Here is an 18,031-nt window from a genome sequence, read left to right on the forward strand (position 1 = left end):
TCCCTATTCCATGGATCGGGAAAGGGAAGTGGTGGGTGGCAGTGCGGTTTCGTAGGTCACCAGGGTTTTGCTGATGCGGTCGTGCCCAGCCATGCGCAGGCGATTTGTGAATACCATGACGAGATTGACAATGAACAGGAGCGGCATGATGACGCTCAACGTTTTCAGACAGTTTCGCAGGATTATCGTTTTTGCATCCGGTCGGCTTAAAGTTTTTAAATCTATTAACGACAATTTAAAAATTTTTTTACCTAAAGTGGTACCTGCGAGCAATAATTCACTGAGTGCGAAGTAGAGCCAGGTGATCACCGCAGCGAGAAATGCTGTGTCGTTGGATGCAGACTCGTGCTGGTACTGAAACTCCAAGTACTCCTGCATCTGCTCAACGAATCCGGGGGGAGATTCCCGTTCCTGCTGCTCCTGTAGAAATTCCCGTGATGCTTCGAGGAAGCCGGGGTGAAAGAGCGGGTAGAGCAGTTGGGTGGACAACATGACCGTAGCAGCGAGGATGAGAATGTAGTCCATGCAAAACGCGACCATTCGCACCCCAAAGCGCGCAGGATAGAGCGGGGTGACCGTTGCATCGGCCCCCCACATGGATTCCACGGGGTCCGGGTGTTTTGGATCAGATGGTGTGCTGGATGACATGCGTGAGCGAGACGGTAGGTTTGTCACGGGACTGAGCATCAGCTCGACGGGTGCTTTGACAGGTATGCCTTGAGCGTATTCTGCATCAGCGTGGCCACGGTCATCGGTCCAACCCCCCCCGGTACCGGGGTGATTTTTCCGGCAATCGGAGCAACGGCCTCAAAATCCACATCACCGACGATGCGGTAACCCTTGGGTTCGGTTGCATCGTCGACCCGGTTGATGCCCACATCAATGACAGTTGCGCCAGGTTTTACCATCGACGCTGTGACGACTCCGGGACGACCCACTGCCGCGATGAGAATATCGGCGGTGCGGGTAATGGATTCGAGTCCCTCCGAACGGGAATGACAGATCGTGACCGTTGCATTGCCCTGAGGGTGCTTTCGGGAGAGCAGTAAGGCCATGGGTTTGCCGACGATGAGGCTTCGACCCAATACGACGGCGTGCTTTCCCTGTGTGTCTATCTGGTGCCGTTTGAGCAGCTCGATGATGCCCAGTGGTGTGCAGGGCACGAAGCAGTTCGGATCTTCCTGTACCAGCAGTCCACTGTTGATGACATTGAACCCGTCGACATCCTTGCCGGGATGGATGGTGTTGAAAATCGCTGCTTCTGAGATGTGAGCGGGTAGCGGTGCCTGAACCAGAATGCCATCCACACCGGGGTCGCTGTTGTGATGTTCGACACGCGCCGTCAGCTCCGCTTCGGAGATGGTTTCCGGGTGCACCTCAATCTCGCTGTCGATCCCGATGGATTGCGCGGTCTTCTTTTTCTTCGAAACGTAAAAGCGCGAGGCGGGATCTTCGCCGACCCGAATGAAAACGACCTTGGGTGCACGACCGCTCAAAGCACCGACCTGTGCCTTCAGTTCCTGATAAATGACCTCGGCGGTTGCATTGCCGTCGATGAGTTTGCTCGAAGAAATCTCCATGAAAAAAGTGTGCAGTGAACTAGGGCGTCGGAGCAATCCAAATGCTGCGTGCGTCGATGAACAGGGTAAAATCGTCACCGACTTCATCCAGTGTGCCGCGGATGTTGATCCATTCGTTCACAAATTCCCGATAGGAATCCCGTCTGAGCTGATCGATGCGCACATACACAATTCGCTGTCCCGAACGCGTTTCCAGTTGATACTGAAATTGGCGAGACATGGCGTCATCTTCCGGAACGATGCGCAAATACCCCTCAAATTCCTGAAAGAGCGCAGCGGGCGGGGGTGCGAGATTTGCAAGATCCTGAGCGGGTATACGGGGTTGTTCCTCCAACAGGGGGTCGATGGGTTCCGGTTCCGGTTCGAAGGACTCTGCGCGTTCGGGGATGAGGTCGAGTCGGGTATCCCTGGCTGCCGGTTCTGCTGGGGTTTTTTCAGCATCCGATGCCGGGGGCAGGGATTCCTCTACGGCAATGGCATCATCCGGCATACTCTCTTCGGACGGTGCTTCCCCATCCTCGTGTTGTGGAAGAGAGGGTGGTGAAGGTGGTTCCAGAGAGGATGCAGGTTCCGGTGTGGTTGCAACGGGTGCAGTTTGCGGCAGCTGAAAATAGACGGGGATCTCCTTGTTAAAGGAAACCCTGCCAACCGACAGGCGCGATCGCACATTTACAAGATCCCCTCGCTGATAGCGTGTCAGCACCCAGCTGCGGTAGGTGGGATTGGTGCGGATGAGGGTTCCCTCCTTGAGCTGGTTGCGGCTCAAAACCTCGCGCTTGTTGACATAACCGATGAATTCTCCCTCGTAGGTGGACCAGTACCAGGTGTCTCCGAGACTCGCATCCAATACGCGCGGGAAGTCAGGTGAGGCACCGGGATCGATCTCCATGTAGGTGATGATGTCCGAATCCTTATCCGGAAAGACATGGGCCGGGACGCGCACGCTCTTCGCTGTCGCAACGGACGCATTCACGAGCAATAGCGCAACCACACAAAAGCGGGACAGGATGATTGTTCGCGTCAGCAGAGCCATGGTTGTCAAGGTTTGGGTCGGTTAGGCTGGCACCTTAGGGATTTCATCCGCGTGTCGCAAGCAGGGATTGAATCTCCTTTTCGTTGAGAACCCGATGCCCCCCGGGGGCGAGTCCCTTCAGCGCAAAGCGTCCGATGCTCACGCGCTGTAGTTTTTTCACATCCCGGCGGGAGTGTTTGAACAAACGCCGAATTTCCCGCTTTTTTCCGTGGCAAAGCACGACCTCAAGCGAACTGTAGGGTGGTTTGTCACGACGGGGAGGGATGATTTTCTCAAATTTCAGCAGTTCCCCCTCCACCCGCTGTCCCTGCAGAAACCAGGGAAACTCTTCAGGACTCAGTGGTGGTTTGAAACTCACAAGATAATGTTTCTCTATCGCGCGGGACGGGTGGGTCAGTTGCTGGGCAAACGCTCCATCGTTGGTGATGATGACCAGCCCCGATGAATCCTTGTCCAGACGACCGGCGACAAAGAGTTTCAACCGCTGCAGTTGGCGCGGCAACAGTTCAAAGACCAGTTTGTCTGCAAAGTCGTCCTGGTTGGAACACACATAGCCGCGAGGCTTGTTGACGGCGATCACGTATCGCGGGGGGTGCAAATTGGAGATGCTCTTGCCGTTGACCACAATATCGTGCTCCTGCGGATCGACGCGCTGTCCGATGTGGGCAACCTGTCCATCGACCTTGACGCGTCCTTCCTCGATCCATTTTTCCGCTTCCCGCCGGGAACAAAGTCCCTTGTTGGCGATGATTTTCTGAAGACGTTCTTCCATAGTGACTGCGTTGCGTGACTGACAATAGTGTTTACTTGCGAGGCGTTTCCTGTTTGCAATTTGAAAGGGTCCTCTGATCGTTCCTTGCGATTCAGGAAGCCTTTTTGTTACCAGAACAAACGATTGAATACCAAATGAGCAGCGATCAAAAGACAAAAACAGCGGTTGTGACAGGTGCGAGCCGTGGAATTGGGAAAGCCATTGCCCTTGAGTTGGCTGCATCCGGACATCGGGTGTGTTGTGTGAGCCGCAGTGTCGCGAGCAGTCAGCCGGTTGTGGATGCGATCATCGCTGCTGGTGGGCAGGCCAAGGCCTACGCGGTGGATGTCTCCAGTGCTGACGAAGTGAAGGCGGCGTGTGAAGCCATGCTCAAGGAATGGGGACTCGTGGATGTGTTGGTCAACAATGCGGGCATCACGCGGGACGGTCTCATGATTCGCATGTCCGACGATGACTGGAATCAGGTCATCCAGACCAACCTCACCAGTTGCTTCACCTGGACGCGCGAACTCATCCGTCCGATGGCAAGGGCGCGCTGGGGTCGGGTCATCAACATTGCTTCCGTGATCGGACTCATCGGCAATGCGGGGCAGGCCAACTATGCGGCAGCCAAAGCTGGCATCATCGGCATGACCAAGAGCGTCGCCAAGGAGTTTGCCGCACGCAACATCACCGCGAATGTGGTGGCTCCGGGCTTCATCCAGACCGACATGACCGACGTGCTCGGCGACGAGGTAAAGGAGCAGATTCTCAAGCAGATTCCGATGAAGCGCATGGGGACTCCAGAAGACATTTCCAAGGTCGTTGGCTTCCTTGCATCGAGCCATTCTGATTACGTTACAGGGCAGGTTTTTACCGTTGACGGCGGTATGGTAATGTGATCTTAAAGTTGAGCTTCAATCAAACCGAGTCATTATGAGCGATAAATCTATTGAAGAAAGAGTTAGCGAAATCATCGTCAACCAGCTGAACGTCAATGAAGATCAGATCAAGCCCGAAGCTTCCTTCATCGACGATCTGGGTGCGGATTCCCTCGACACTGTTGAGTTGATCATGGCCTTTGAAGAAGAATTCAAGGATGAGTTGAACGATGAGATCCCCGAGTCCGATGCGGAAAAGCTTCAGACGGTGGGTGATGTAATCGCCTATATCAAGGAGAAAGCAGGGGCCTGAGTCCTTGCGTTGAACCGTTCTGAGGTGACCTCGGTTACCCACCCAATTTCAGCTAGAATTTGATGCCTTCGGTGCCGGAAATTTCCGTGCCGGAGGCAAAATCGTATTTCATGACAGCGACCCAAAGCAAAGAACGCATTTTTGTGACCGGAATGGGTGTCGTCACTGCACTTGGTGAAGACATTGAAACGTTCTGGAGCAATCTGACCGCCGGTAAGAGTGGACTCGCACCGGTGTCCCATTTTGACACGGAAGGGTTTCCCACAAAGGTCGCCGGTGAGGTCAGGGACTTTGACGTCACCCGTTACATGGATCCGAAGGAGGCCAAGCGCAATGACCGCTACACGCATTTCGGACTGGCAGCCGCCAAACTGGCAGTGCAGGACAGCGGCATCGATTTTTCCAGCGTGGATACGGATCGGGTGGGTGTGCTCGTCGGCTCCGGCATCGGCGGCATGGAAACCATTGAGCAACAGGCTCGCAATTTGATTGAAAAGGGACCGCGGCGGGTATCCGCTTTCATGATTCCCGCACTGATTTCGAACATCGCTTCGGGAGTGATTGCGATCGAATACGGACTCAAGGGACCCAACTTTGGCGTTGTCAGTGCGTGCTCGACGGGGTCTCACGCCATCGGTGAGGCGGCTCGCATCCTGCGCTCGGGGGATGCGGACATCATGATCGCCGGAGGCAGTGAATCCTCGATCACCGCTCTCGCGTTTGCGGGCTTCTGCTCCATGAAGGCGATGAGTACGAGCTACAATGACACTCCCCAGACGGCCAGCCGTCCCTTTGACCTCAACCGTGATGGATTTGTCATGGGTGAAGGTGCAGGTGTCCTGATGCTTGAGACAGAATCCAGCGCGCGTAAGCGCGGAGCAAAAATTTACGCGGAGGTCGTGGGGTATGGAGCTTCCAATGATGCCTACCACATCACGGCTCCGACTCCCGATGGTTATGGACTTTCCCTTGCCATCCGCAATTGCCTGAAAACTGCGGGAGTGGATCCCGATGTCGTCGGCTACATCAACGCTCACGGCACTTCAACCAAGTACAACGACTCAACTGAAACTGGCTGCATCAAGACGGTTTTTGGAGAGCGCGCTTACCAGATTCCGGTTAGTTCGACCAAATCGATGACGGGGCACTTGTTGGGTGCTGCGGGTTCGGTTGAGGCCATTGCCTGCATTCAGGCACTGCGCACAGGCATTATTCCTCCGACCATCAACTACGAAACTCCTGATCCCGAGTGCGATCTGGACTACGTGCCCAATCAGGCTAGAGAGGCCAGCATTGAGTACGCACTTTCCAACAATCTGGGATTTGGCGGACACAATACCTCGCTTCTGTTCAAGAAGGTTTGAGGCCTTCGATCCCCTATTGATCGCTGAGGTGTGAGACAATTTTCACCTCAGCGCAAACATGCCCTTTCGATCCAATAGCGCTGCATCAACAGCCTGTCTTGGATGTTGACGCAGCTGAAACATCATTCCTTGGCTGTTGGCAGGGTGTAGGGTCCATCGGCAACGGGGATGCCAAAATCGGGGGAACCGTCTTCACGCCATTGGATGACTTGGGCGCGTGTGGCGCGGTCGGGGTTGCGCAAGGGTTCACCCTCAATGTGTTCGTAGTTGCGTGCGTGGTAGACGAGAATGTCGTAGGTGCCACAGGGAGTGGTGGTAAAACTGTTGTGGCCCGTTCCAAACTGACTGGTGGATGCATTGCTTTGCAGCACGGGTTCGGGAGACTTGGTCCAGACAGTGGCATCGAGCAGGTCGGCATCATCGGGAGCCGAGAGCAGTCCGAGACAATAGTTCGCATCCGTCGCACTGGCGGAGTAGGTCATCCACACCCGTCCGTTTCGGATGAGCACTGCAGGGGCTTCGTTGACCCAGTGGCCACGCTGTTCCCAGTCCAATTCGGGACGCGTGAGCAGCGTGATTTCTCCGGTGATTGAAGTTGGGCTGTCCATGCGCGCGATGTAGAGATTGGTTCCCCGAACCTCAGGTTCATTTTGCGTCCAGACCAGATAGCGCACGCCCTGGTGTTCAAACGTGGTCGCGTCGAGCGTGAAGGATTCCCAGCCCACTTCGAGCTTTCCCTGCTCAGTCCAGGCATCGGTCAGTGGGTTGGGTCCCTCGCACTCCAGAACCCACAAGCGGATCGCCCATATCTGCTCGGCTTCGCCTGCAGAAAAATACACGTACCATTTTCCGTCGATGAAGTGAATTTCGGGGGCCCAGATGTGGGCACCCATGACCCCGGTTTCGTGTTTTTCCCAGATGACTTTGGGTGTGGCGGTTGAGAGTCCGCCCAGTGTGCGGGCACGGCGGATCTCAATGCGATCATATTCTGGCACGGTTGCGGCGAGGTAATAGTAGCCGTCGCTGTGCAGGAAAACATGGGGATCTGCACGCTGGGGTACGATGGGATTGGTCCAGGTGAAGGCGGGGTGGATACTCGATGTTCCCGCCACTCCAATCGTTTCTGCATTGGCCAGTTGTTCCACTTCGCTCGCAGTGAGCGGTAGCACAGAACCGTGACGGAAGGGAAAGGGAAATGAAAAATCACCAGCGGGTTCAAACTGCCCCGCAGCGAGGTCAGTTGTGGTGAAGGGCTGGTAACCACGCCCCTTTGCGTAGTGATCGAGGATCAGGCCCCAGGTTGCTGGTTTGTCCCCACTTGCCGGTTCGATCTGATAGGCCTGCGGTCCCTCGTAACCCACGAGCTGTGCGAGTGAGAAGTCAGGTTGTTCGACCCAGGGTCCCGCGAGCTGCTCAGCGGACTCCAGGGTGATGGCCTTGTATTTTTCGTCCTTCGTGAAACGATGATAGTTCACTCCGTCGTGCACGATGGTGGTGTCGATGATGGTGGTGGGCTTTTCGATGAAAACAAAAGGTTCGCTGAAGTTCTGAAAATCTGGCGTGCGAACCGCCCAGATCCGGTGTTTCTCAAAATCATCCCGCGCGGTAGTCGAGGCCCAGAAAATCAGATAATCCCCTCTTTCGGCATCATAGATCGCCTCCGGTGCCCAGGCGCAGCCTGCATCCTCGGGAGCGACGCGTACGCGGCGCGGTTCCGACCAGTTCACCAGGTCCTGCGATTGCCAGATGAGCAGGTGTTGACTGCCCTCTCGAACCGCACGCCCCCAGTCCGGGTTGTGATGGATCGACAAATCGGTTGCAATCAGGTAGAACGAATCACCCGAGTGGGAGCGCAGCAGGAAGGGGTCACGTGCACCGCGTTCACCCACATTACTCACAAGTGCAGGCCTTCCGTCATTGAGGGCTTCCCAATTCCGACCGTCACGGCTGAGTGCAAAATAGACCTGCTCCCCCATCGCACCACTCTCTCCCCTGAAGGTGGCAAAGAGGAATCCCTGGGTCGGTTCCGCTCGCGCGAAACTGGACAGGCAGCAGGCAATACACAGGAAGAGTCCGGCTTGCAGGAATTTCCGGGAACAGGATGGTAGGGCAATTTTGAATCGCATGGGTCTTTACAGGGGTTGCGGAACTGCTCGGAGTACAAGGGTCGTCATCTCCGAACGCGAGGGAAAAGCTATTGCTGACATCCCTTCTACGCTCAAAGGCAGGGTTGTTGAACAGTCAAGTGACTCCGGCTGACGGCGTTGTCAAACCGACTCATGCTGTGCCATTGCTGCAGCAGCTGCGGCAGCAAATCCCGTCAATGCTGACAACCGCAACCACCGTGATGGTCGCAGGAGTCATCATGTTCGTGGTCAGGGTTGTCGCAGTTTCCACCGCCGCAGCAACCTCCACCTTCGACATGCGGGTGTCCATGCTCGAGTTCTTCAATGGTGGCGAGGCGAATCTCGCGCACATTCACATCAAAATTCAAGTGTTGATCGGCCAGCGGGTGATTGCCATCGATGGTGACTTCATTGTCCTCAACTTTGACAACACGCACGGCGATCACTCCACCTTCCTGTGTGCGGGCGTGGAATTGCATGCCTGCCTGCACCTCTCCATCCATCCCCTCGAAGCGATCCTTGGGTACCACTTGCACCATCTCGGGACGACTGACCCCGTAGCCCTGTTCGGGCGCGATTCTCACCTTCACGTTGTCACCATTTTCGCGACCCTCCAGTGCTTGTTCGAGACCAGGGATGATGTTGCCGTAGCCCTGCATGTACACAAGGGGGCGTGCGCTGTCGGACTGATCTACTAGATTTCCGTCATCGTCCGTGAGGACATAGTCAATGGAAACCACGGTGCCTTTACTGATATTCATTCGATAGTGGGTGTTGGTGTTGGAAGTCTCTCGCGAGTGTCCATGCTGTACTCGATACACTGCTGCGGTCAAAGCACAATTGTGCGATTTGCAGCATTATTCCTGTATCTGGTCAAGAAATGGGTTGACCCAATGCCTTCGTGGTTGTGGCTGTAGGGTGCAGGACCACGCATCAATTACGGTCCGCTTTCAGGGAGATTTTCAAGCTATGATCACACTCAAAGACATCCGACTCGCTTACGGGGAACGCGTTCTGTTCGACGATATCAACGTAACCATCGGGGCACGCGACCGCATCGCACTGGTGGGTGCTAACGGTTCCGGAAAGTCCACGCTCGTACGAGCCATGATCGGACAGGAGGAAATCGATTCGGGCCATTTTGAAAAACATGGTTTTGTAACCCTGGGATACCTGCCCCAGGATGGCATTGAGACCAGTGGGAAAACGCTCTACGAGGAAGTGGAAACGGCGTTCTCCGACGTTTTGGAACTCGAGAAAAAAATCGACGAGGCACTGGAGCGTACGTACGAACTCGAGCCTGATGATCCTGAGTCCTATGAACTCTACGACCTGATTGGTGAATGGCAGGAACAGCTCGACAATCACGAACCGCAGAAGATGAAGTCCCGCATCGAGCGCACCTTGCAGGGCCTCGGATTTTCCCAGCGTGACCTAACGCGAGACACGGGTGAATTCTCCGGTGGTTGGCAGATGCGCATCGCCCTTGCCAAGCTGTTGCTACAGACGCCCTCCCTGCTGCTGCTCGACGAACCGACCAATCACCTGGATGTGCTTTCACAGAACTGGCTCGAAAAGTATCTGGCCAATTATCATGGTGCGCTGATGGTGATTTCCCACGACCGTGCATTTTTGAATGCGATCACCAACAAGACATATGAGATCAAGTTCGGGCAACTGAACGTTTACAACGGCAACTACGACTACTACGTCAAAGAAAGTGCAGCCCGTATTGCCAACCAGCGTAAGAAGGCCGAGCAGCAGAAGAAGGAAATTCAAAAGGAGAAGGAACTCATCAACCGTTTTCGCGGTAACGTGAAAAAGGCGGGCATGGTGCAGAGCCGCATCAAGAAACTCGACAAGATCGAGCGGGTGGAAGTCGAACGGGAGGAGAAAAAGATTTTCTTTCGCTTCCCGCCACCACCACCCGCAAGCGCGAAGGTGATTGAACTCAAGGACATCCACAAGGCCTACGGTCCGATCAAGGTGTTTCAGGGATTGAGCTTACGTATTGAAAAGGGAGACCGCATCGCAGTGGTCGGAGTGAACGGAGCCGGAAAATCCACGCTTGCCCGCATCCTCGCAGGCACGGATCCGATTGACAGTGGCACCCGTGAGACTGGTGTGAACACCGTGATCGGATACTTTGCTCAGCAGCAGGCCGAAGAGCTGAATCCGGAGAACACTGTACTCCAGGAGGTGGAAGCGGCGACTGAGGGCAACCTGGATGCCAACCCACGTGCCGCACTTGGGGCCCTTCTGTTCAGCGGAGATGCGCAGCACAAGTCAATCCGCGTGCTTTCAGGAGGGGAGCGCAACCGTGTGGCGCTGGCCAAATTTCTGATGCACCCTGCCAACTGCATCATTCTCGATGAGCCGACGAATCACCTCGATATCAAGTCCAAGGAGGTGCTGCAGGATGCGATCCGGGAGTTTGATGGCACCGTAGTGCTTGTGAGCCACGACCGTTACTTCCTCGATCCCGTGGTCAACAAGGTGCTGGAGGTGCGTCCGGATGGCAGCCGCATGCTCACCTGCAATGTTTCCGAATACATCGCCCGTATCGAACAGGAAGAAGTCGAGAAGACTGAAAAACAGGGATGATCCTGTGCCGTGCTGCCCGAAGAGGGGGGCGCAAAGGGTTTGCAAAGGTATTCGCACTTGGCAGGTTCCAACGCATGCTTCGTAGTTTTTCGGTTTATCGCTACAGGGAACAGGGTGAAGCGACCGGGAACAGAAGTCGGTTTCCTGCTGAAGACTCACCAGTTCTCCATGAGTTTCTCCAGCCAGCGCTGCAGCTTGCGGGCAGCGGGTTCGGTCATTTCATACACTTCCTGTGACCGGTGAAAGTCGAGGATGTCGACCCCACGAATGTCTGGCTTGAGATAGAGGTTCGGCGGGGTGGCCTCAAGACGCTGCTCGATGATGGTGTTTTGCATGACGTCAAACATGCCGATGACCGACGAAAAAAGGCCGGGTTCTTTCGGTCGTTCATTGGATGGAAATCCCATCACATCAATCGCGATCACCACATCACAATCGTTAAGGATATCGTGGGGAACCGGGTTGACCCCGCCGCCGTCGATGAGGATGTGTCCATCGATCTCCACTGGCACAAAAATCCCGGGCAGACACATGCTGGCACGGATCGCAGGGAAAAGCGGTCCCTTTGATAATACAACCTGGGTCGATTTCCAAAAATCGGATGCCACAACGCGCAGTGGAATCTCAAGATCTTCAAAACGTTCGACGCTGGTTTTTTCCTTCAGGGTATCGGTGAAGCGCTTCCCCTTCAGCAATCCGCTGTGTTTAAAACTGAGATCGAGAAATTCGATGGTTCGCAGCGCCTGGGGTTTTTGGAAGAGTTCCCGGAGACCGTCTCCCTTCTCGATGAGCATGCCTTCAAACCACTCCCGAATCTCAAAACCCCTCATGCCCGATGCGTAGAGTGATGCGACAATCGCACCAGCACTGGTTCCACTGATGGCGTGCAGCTCAATGCCCAGGTCATCGATAACTTCCAACATCGGGATGTGCGCAAACCCTCTGGCACCCCCGCCACCCAAGGCTAGTCCGATCTTTTTCATGTGCAGTGACAAGGCTTTTGGTTTTCCTCTTTTTCGATCTGCTCCGCAATCTCGAAACGCACGATCCCGTTGCATCTGCCACTCAAGCTCCATTGATCTGCAGAAAAAACGAAGCGTACCTTTCAAAAGTCTGGACTATCGTTTATGGTGGTGACTCCTTTCAACGAAGCACGCATGCGAAGGTTTATTTCAGACCGGGATTTTTTCAGAAAACGCCGAGTTCGGCTGCGGAACGCAAAAAACCGCAATGCCATGCTGTTCGTGCAGGGGGAGGGGCGCGGACACCTGACTCAGGCCATAGCGGTTTTTCACATGCTCAAGCGCCTCAACTATGAGATTCCAAAGGTAGCGGTGGGTATTCCACGAAACCGTCAGGTACCGCAATACGCCAAGGATCTGTTCGGGGATGCGCTGGTGACGTATCATACGCTCGAGATCATCTACAAACACGGGCGCAAAGTGGATAAGTTGGGCACCATTTTCCGCAATGTGATACGCGCTCCGGGTTACATCCGCTCCCGTCGCATCATTCGCAAATACGTGCGCCAGCACCGACCCGCCTACATTCTCAATTTTTTCGAACCGCTTGCAGCACTTGCGGTTGTTGACCTGTCCTATCCCACCCACCGCATTTCGGTCTCGCATCAGAATCTCTTCATGTTTTCTCCCGAGTTTCCGCTGGAGGGACATTTCATTGATGCCTTTGTCACACGCTTTCTCACACAATTGGCCAATGTGCGAACCGACCACATGATGGTGCTCTCGCTCTACCCCATCGATGCACCCTCCAAGCGTTTTACCATCTGCCCGCCCCTTTTGCGCGAGGAAATCTATAAACTCCAGACGACGCAGGATGAGGATGTACTCGTGTATTTGCTCAACCAGGAGTATCTGAATGAAATTGAAAAACTGGCAGAGCGGCACCCGCAACTGCAGTTTGTCTGCTTCTGCGACCATAAACATGCTGATGCGATTTACCGGGCGCTAACCAATCTGACCATCTGCAAACTCGATGGTTCCCGCTTCATCGAACACATGCGTCACTCGAAGTATGTCGTCACGACGTCCGGATTCGAAACTGTGGCCGAAGCGATCTACATGGGGAAGCGGGTTGTGGCGATCCCGGTGCAGAACCACTACGAGCAGAATTGCAATGGCAGCGATTTGCAGCGAAGCGGTCTTGGTTTCATGCGTGAGAACTATGATTTCCAACTGGATACCATGGCCTTTCCGGACAACGCTCAGCTGACGGGACCCACGCGCACATGGTTTGACCGCAAGGAGGAGATTTTCTTTCGAGTGTTCGACAACCCGTGAACACGGGTTCCAGTCTTACCATCTCAGTTCTTTGCGGATGATGCTGACAATCGCCCGGTTGAATGAAATGAAAATGTAGACAATCGGAACCACGATGGGTCGGAGCACGACTGAGAGCGGCAATCCGACCACAACGCCCAGCACGATGCGAAGCGTGGTGGAGTCGATGACGGTCAGCCAACGGTGGCAGGTCCATGCCAGCAGGGAAACCGCCACCAGGTGAAATCCCGCGTCAATCGACGAATATTTGATGATGCGAATCTTTTTGCGGGCGCTGGTCATGGCAACGGCGCAACTATCGCATTCCTTGTCTTCCAAGTAAAGCGGGTTTGAGAAGAAACCCGCAGCTCAGTGCCGTAACTGGGCAAAATCTGTATGAGCATACAGCAGTTCCGGGCAAAGCCGAACGCGCTGCACACCCTGTCGTTACCACGTTGGAGACTTCGGTTCAGCCTGGAACCATCGGCACAAAGCGCACCGGGTAGACGACCGTGCGTTCCCATCCGCTCTCCGTTCGCACGATGACTTGCAGTTCCTGTTGGCTCTGCCCGACCGGAATGACGAGGCGGGCACCGACCTTCAGTTGCTCCAGAAGGGTCTGGGGAACTTCGGGCGGTGCGGCGGTCACGATGATGCCATCAAACGGTGCTTCCTCTGCCCAACCCGCGTAGCCATCGCCATGGCGCACGGTGATATTGGCGTAGCGGAGTTCCTGCAAAAGCTTGGCCGATGTTGAGGCGAGGGATTCAATCACCTCGATGGTATAGACATGGGTTACCAGTTCGGCAAGGATCGCTGCCTGGTAACCTGAGCCAGTTCCGACTTCGAGAATGCGGTCACCCGGTTCCGGATCGAGCAGCTCCGTCATGTGTGCGACGATGAACGGTTGGGAAATGGTCTGCCCTGCATCAATCGGCAGCGGACGGTCCGTGTAGGCATGGTAGCGATAGGGTTCGCTGACAAAGCGGTGGCGTTCCACCTTGTGCATGGCCTCCAGCACGCGCGGGTGCTCAACTCCCCGGGCGACGATCTGCTGTTTCACCATCGCTGCTCTCATGTTTTGCCAGTTTGGTTCGGAACCTTGGGCCGCAATGCCCACAAACAGGCACATAACGCCTCCGAGGCCAATGCTTCCCTGTAGGATTCCCAATTTCATTGTGACCAAAGTGCAAGATATCCCAAATGGCCGCATTCGCAAATCCTGTTGATACGATTCGCACTTCTCCACCGTTGCGGAATTTGAGAAAATTCCGAATTGATGCAGCGGTTCACTCCGACGTCAGCTTCGGAAGTGACGACTGGCGCTGCTCCAGCTCTTCGATGAAGCGCTCACGATTGCGCGGCGATATCAGAAAACTGCGATGCGCCGTATCGATGCGCACTCTTCGGATTGAGAGCGCGGGCGCCGCGAGCGGATTGAAGGTCGGGGTGACTTGTCGAATGTCCTGCAAGAGGATGTGATCCTCCATGAGTCCACATCGAATGTGCAAACCGCGATCATCCAGTGTGTAGTGACAGGGCAGTGTAAAAGCCGCCATGACCACTGCCATGAAGCAACCTGTGAAAACGGAGATCCAGCCCTCAGCCTCACCCGTCAGTGCCAGGTAAACTCCCATGCCCACAGCTGTGATCGGGGCAAGGATGAGCACAGCGGCGAGCCAGAGGTCAACTTTGGATGGATAGATGGAAGGTTGCATGGTGTGGAGTGGATTGAGGTGAGAGCGTTTGCAGGTTGCGGGTGGATTTTCCCACAAGCATTCGCAGCAAACCACTGGGATTCACAGTCGATCCAGACAGCCTGCCGACAGGCTTCTGATGGTGTGCAACAGGTGCTGCAATGCAATGCAAATGAAAACTGCCAGACCGAAGCCAGGACGTCATAATCTTAGGATGCCGTTGGTTTTGAGGCAGAATCGAATGGATTCCATGCCGTGGAGTCGATAGAATGCATCTCAACAGTTGTGCAAGGGTATCTGGCATAAGCGTCGGCATCCCTCTGCGCTGCAAATTTCCCATCCATGCAACTCCGGTTGCGAACATCGCCCATGTGACTTATACCCCCAAGCTAAAGATTCCATGAAATATTCGATTCTGTTCCTACTGCTGTTATATCATGGCTCTGTCTTCGCGCTAACCCCGCTGACCTTCGAGGAACCCGTGAAACAGCGGGTGTTTGTGCTCACCGATATCACCAACGAGCCGGATGACCAGCAATCGCTGGTGCGGTTTCTGGTCAGCGCAAACGAATACGATGTCGAAGGCATCGTGGCCACAACCTCGACTCACCTGAGGAATCGCACGCGCCAGGACAAGATCCGCGAGCTGGTTGGCAACTATGGCAAGGTGCGCGACAACCTGACGTTGCACGCAAAGGGATATCCCAGTGTCGAGGCATTGCAGGCGGTCATTGCAGAGCACCTGCCGCTCTACAGCATGGAGGGTGTGGGCGAGGGTAAGGATTCGACCGGCTCCGAACTGCTGATTCAGGCCGTGGACCGGGACGATGACCGCCCCCTGTGGGTTTCGGTCTGGGGCGGTGCCAATTGCTTGGCACAGGCGCTATGGAAGGTGAAGCAGACGCGTTCGCAATCCGAGCTGCAGCAGTTTGTGGACAAGCTGCGCATCTACAGCATTTCGGATCAAGACTTCGCGGGTTCCTGGATTCGGCATCAGTTTCCAGGCATTTTTTACATCGTCGACCCCTGCGCCGGAGACAGTTGGAAGGAGTACTACCGTGCCACCTGGACCGGGATTGCGGGCGACCGCTGGTATCGCAATGGACCCAGGGTGGACTTTGAACTTGTGGACAATCCGTGGTTAAAGGAAAACATCGCGGAAAACCATGGTCCTCTCGGGGCGAATTACCCGCCCGCCGAATACATCATGGAAGGGGACACACCGTCGTTTTTTGGCCTGATCCAGAATGGATTGGCTTGGTCACAGAGTCCCAGCTGGGGCGGGTGGGCTGGCAGGTATGAAGCCTTTCAATCCTATGGAGAAGTGGCAAAGATATGGACCTCCACTATCGATACCCAGGATGCGGTGGAGTTGCCCGATGGTCGCGTGGAGGCGTCGAACCAGGCGACCATCTGGCGCTGGCGACGTGCCTATCAGCACGATTTTGCGGCACGCATGGACTGGTGTGTGGCGGATTCCTACACGGGAGCGAACCACCATCCGGTTGTGGTGCTCAATGGAAACGAAGGCAAGGCGCACGCTCTGGGCACTGCAAAGGCTGGGCAGACCGTCAGCCTGTCGGCAAAGGGCAGCAGGGATCCGGATGGTGATCACCTGCGCTACCGCTGGTGGGTGTACCGGGAAGCAGGTGGATTTACGGGTCAACTTGAGCTACCCAACTCCAGTGAGGAAGTTCTCGAATTTGCGATGCCCACCCTCGGTTACGGACAAACCCTGCACCTGATCCTGGAGGTCGTGGACAGTGGCAGCCCGCAGCTCACGAGCTACCGCAGGGTGATTTTGCGTCACCCTTAGCCCGCATTTCTCATGAAGGTATTTGATGTATCGATTGTTGGTAGCGGATTGCCTGGATTCCGCGATTTGCAGTGTATTGATACTCTTTACCGTGTGCATTGCTGGATAATGTCGACATTTCCCCCTTTCCCCCATCGATTCAAAAGTGACCCTGCTCAAGCAGTTGATGGAGTTGCCACGATGCGGTTTTGCTCACGTTGCCTGTAAACGTTCCCATACCAAGTAGAACAGACTCTGCAGCGGATAACTTTCGCTCAAATGGATGCGTATGTGACGGGATTTTCGAACGATTAGTGCTCCGATCTTGAAGAGTTTGAGTCGGATCGTTGCACACTGGGCTTTGGCCAATTCGGTGGCACCAAGGGCCGTAGCGCGGATGTATTGGACAAGCACATAAGCCATGGCGCTGAGCAGGATTCTCCATTGGTTGGCCCACCAGCGATGAGCGCTCGTGCGTGTGCTGAACAACTGCATCTGTTCCTTGATCCGGTTTTCCATCTCCCCACGGGCACAGTAGATTTTGTCGTAGATGTGCTCATTATCACCGTACAGGCTGCTGACGACGAAGCGTGGATTGGCTCCCTTTTCCGAGTGCTCAGCTTTGACGATGATCGGGCGTTTGAGTGTCCAGCTCTTTGCTCCGTAAATGACAGCGCCAAACAAGCGCTGTTTTTCGCCAGTGCGTTCATACTGATCACGGGCACGGTTCAAAAACACCTCAGCTTCGTATTGCAAAACCGGGTTACGGGCCACTCCCACGCAATAATCGATTCGGTGACGGTCGCACCATGTCAGGATGCGATCCCGGCAAAACCCGCTGTCTGCACGGAAAATGATCTGCACTTTCGGCCATGCCTTGCGCAAACGCCTACACAGCAATTTCAGGATCGCTGCGGCATGCTTGGCCGCATCGGTATTGCTCGGGCGAAGATACGCACACAACAGTTGATCGCCACAAAAGACATACAGTGGCAAAAAACAGTAACGGTCATAATACCCGTGGAAAAAGCGTTGCTCTTGCATGCCGTGCACCGGGTTATCAGTGGCGTCAAAATCCAGGATGATTTGTTTTGGGGCCAGCTTGAACGAAGCAATGAACAATTCCACAAACAGTGCATTGATTTGAGCTGCACTGTTGCCGTTGATTCGATTTTCAAACCGACCCAAGGTCGACTTTCCAGCCAACTGTCCGTCTTTGTCGCACAGACTCTGCCACAACGGATCGTTTCTGAGGCTTTCAAAATCATTGGCATCCTCGTAGCCACAAGCCAGTGCGTAGACGCGTTGTTGAACCAGTTGGGTTACGGCATGGTTCACCTTGCCCGCTTGCCGGGGATCGTCGATGCATTTGGCAGCTCTTGGGGTCAATCGCAATCGTTTGTCTGCTTCTCGAACGAACATCATGCCCCCATCTGAGCTGACGGTGCCACCATCAAAACGAGCTTTGATTTTGAGTCCTTTCGAGCTTGTAAAAGCGAATTCTTTCTGGTTAAATTCTGTCATCGCTGGAGTTGTATTTTATTTTTCCTAACCACTGTTTATCAGTGACTTACACTCCATGCGATATTTTTTTGTGAGAAATCCGGG

Annotated in this window: 17 protein-coding genes; 6 read left to right on the top strand and 11 right to left on the bottom strand. The window is 54.8% G+C overall.

Going from position 1 to position 18,031, the window contains the following annotated elements; genetic code table 11:
* Positions 1–3 precede the first annotated feature (3 nt).
* Genes ABQ298_14815 through ABQ298_14830 form a run of 4 tightly spaced genes read right to left on the bottom strand, consistent with a single transcriptional unit; the run spans position 4 to position 3,385 of the window.
* Positions 4–648: an RDD family protein gene (locus ABQ298_14815; GenBank protein MEQ9825656.1), complete on the bottom strand. Its 645-nt coding sequence runs from the start codon at positions 646–648 to the stop codon at positions 4–6.
* 38 nt (positions 649–686) lie between these two features.
* Positions 687–1,580 (bottom strand): bifunctional 5,10-methylenetetrahydrofolate dehydrogenase/5,10-methenyltetrahydrofolate cyclohydrolase, encoded by an 894-nt coding sequence (locus ABQ298_14820; GenBank protein MEQ9825657.1) that lies wholly within the window; start codon positions 1,578–1,580, stop codon positions 687–689.
* Positions 1,581–1,599: 19 nt separating this feature from the next.
* Entirely contained in the window at positions 1,600–2,613 is a 1,014-nt protein-coding gene (locus ABQ298_14825; GenBank protein ID MEQ9825658.1) for a hypothetical protein, read from the bottom strand.
* Positions 2,614–2,656: 43 nt separating this feature from the next.
* The gene (locus ABQ298_14830) at positions 2,657–3,385 is read right to left on the bottom strand and encodes a pseudouridine synthase (GenBank protein MEQ9825659.1); all 729 of its coding nucleotides are present in this window, start codon (positions 3,383–3,385) and stop codon (positions 2,657–2,659) included.
* Positions 3,386–3,519: 134 nt separating this feature from the next.
* Between ABQ298_14830 and fabG the strand changes: the two genes are divergently transcribed.
* The 3 genes from fabG to fabF all read left to right on the top strand — a co-directional run bounded on the left by fabG (position 3,520) and on the right by fabF (position 5,922).
* A complete protein-coding gene (gene fabG, locus ABQ298_14835) occupies positions 3,520–4,266 on the top strand; it encodes a 3-oxoacyl-[acyl-carrier-protein] reductase (protein ID MEQ9825660.1) in 747 nt (248 codons plus the stop codon).
* Between the two features lie 34 nt (positions 4,267–4,300).
* Positions 4,301–4,558 carry an acyl carrier protein gene (gene acpP / locus ABQ298_14840; protein MEQ9825661.1) on the top strand — a complete coding sequence of 86 codons (258 nt, stop codon included), beginning with the start codon at positions 4,301–4,303 and terminating at the stop codon, positions 4,556–4,558.
* A gap of 110 nt (positions 4,559–4,668) precedes the next feature.
* Positions 4,669–5,922 carry a beta-ketoacyl-ACP synthase II gene (gene fabF, locus ABQ298_14845; GenBank protein MEQ9825662.1) on the top strand — a complete coding sequence of 418 codons (1,254 nt, stop codon included), beginning with the start codon at positions 4,669–4,671 and terminating at the stop codon, positions 5,920–5,922.
* 122 nt (positions 5,923–6,044) lie between these two features.
* Here fabF and ABQ298_14850 read toward each other — a convergent pair whose 3' ends face one another.
* Positions 6,045–8,048, bottom strand: a complete 2,004-nt coding sequence (locus tag ABQ298_14850) for a family 43 glycosylhydrolase (protein ID MEQ9825663.1) — start codon at positions 8,046–8,048, stop codon at positions 6,045–6,047.
* 194 nt (positions 8,049–8,242) lie between these two features.
* Positions 8,243–8,809: a peptidylprolyl isomerase gene (locus ABQ298_14855; GenBank protein ID MEQ9825664.1), complete on the bottom strand. Its 567-nt coding sequence runs from the start codon at positions 8,807–8,809 to the stop codon at positions 8,243–8,245.
* 208 nt (positions 8,810–9,017) lie between these two features.
* On the opposite strand from ABQ298_14855, the gene ABQ298_14860 reads away from it, so the two are divergent.
* Positions 9,018–10,652, top strand: coding sequence for an ABC-F family ATP-binding cassette domain-containing protein (locus ABQ298_14860; protein MEQ9825665.1), 1,635 nt, complete (start codon positions 9,018–9,020; stop codon positions 10,650–10,652).
* A gap of 155 nt (positions 10,653–10,807) precedes the next feature.
* On the opposite strand, the gene ABQ298_14865 is transcribed toward ABQ298_14860, so the two are convergent.
* On the bottom strand, positions 10,808–11,635 hold the full coding sequence (locus ABQ298_14865) for a patatin-like phospholipase family protein (protein MEQ9825666.1): 828 nt from the start codon (positions 11,633–11,635) through the stop codon (positions 10,808–10,810).
* A 252-nt stretch (positions 11,636–11,887) separates the two neighbouring features.
* Here ABQ298_14865 and ABQ298_14870 point away from each other — a divergent pair, with 252 nt between their 5' ends.
* On the top strand, positions 11,888–12,952 hold the full coding sequence (locus tag ABQ298_14870; protein ID MEQ9825667.1) for a glycosyltransferase family protein: 1,065 nt from the start codon (positions 11,888–11,890) through the stop codon (positions 12,950–12,952).
* Between the two features lie 15 nt (positions 12,953–12,967).
* On the opposite strand, the gene ABQ298_14875 is transcribed toward ABQ298_14870, so the two are convergent.
* The 3 genes from ABQ298_14875 to ABQ298_14885 all read right to left on the bottom strand — a co-directional run bounded on the left by ABQ298_14875 (position 12,968) and on the right by ABQ298_14885 (position 14,649).
* Entirely contained in the window at positions 12,968–13,234 is a 267-nt protein-coding gene (locus tag ABQ298_14875) for a hypothetical protein (protein MEQ9825668.1), read from the bottom strand.
* Between the two features lie 166 nt (positions 13,235–13,400).
* Positions 13,401–14,009 carry a protein-L-isoaspartate(D-aspartate) O-methyltransferase gene (locus ABQ298_14880; protein ID MEQ9825669.1) on the bottom strand — a complete coding sequence of 203 codons (609 nt, stop codon included), beginning with the start codon at positions 14,007–14,009 and terminating at the stop codon, positions 13,401–13,403.
* Positions 14,010–14,220: 211 nt separating this feature from the next.
* Complete coding sequence (locus tag ABQ298_14885) at positions 14,221–14,649, bottom strand: PH domain-containing protein (GenBank protein MEQ9825670.1); 429 nt, start codon at positions 14,647–14,649, stop codon at positions 14,221–14,223.
* Between the two features lie 379 nt (positions 14,650–15,028).
* Here ABQ298_14885 and ABQ298_14890 point away from each other — a divergent pair, with 379 nt between their 5' ends.
* Positions 15,029–16,444: a nucleoside hydrolase-like domain-containing protein gene (locus ABQ298_14890; GenBank protein MEQ9825671.1), complete on the top strand. Its 1,416-nt coding sequence runs from the start codon at positions 15,029–15,031 to the stop codon at positions 16,442–16,444.
* Positions 16,445–16,636: 192 nt separating this feature from the next.
* Here the strand turns inward: ABQ298_14890 and ABQ298_14895 are convergent, their stop codons facing one another.
* Positions 16,637–17,947: an IS1380 family transposase gene (locus tag ABQ298_14895; protein ID MEQ9825672.1), complete on the bottom strand. Its 1,311-nt coding sequence runs from the start codon at positions 17,945–17,947 to the stop codon at positions 16,637–16,639.
* Positions 17,948–18,031: the final 84 nt, after the last annotated feature.

This window comes from Puniceicoccaceae bacterium, from assembly GCA_040224245.1.
Classification (GTDB): Bacteria; Verrucomicrobiota; Verrucomicrobiia; order Opitutales; family JAFGAQ01; genus JAKSBQ01.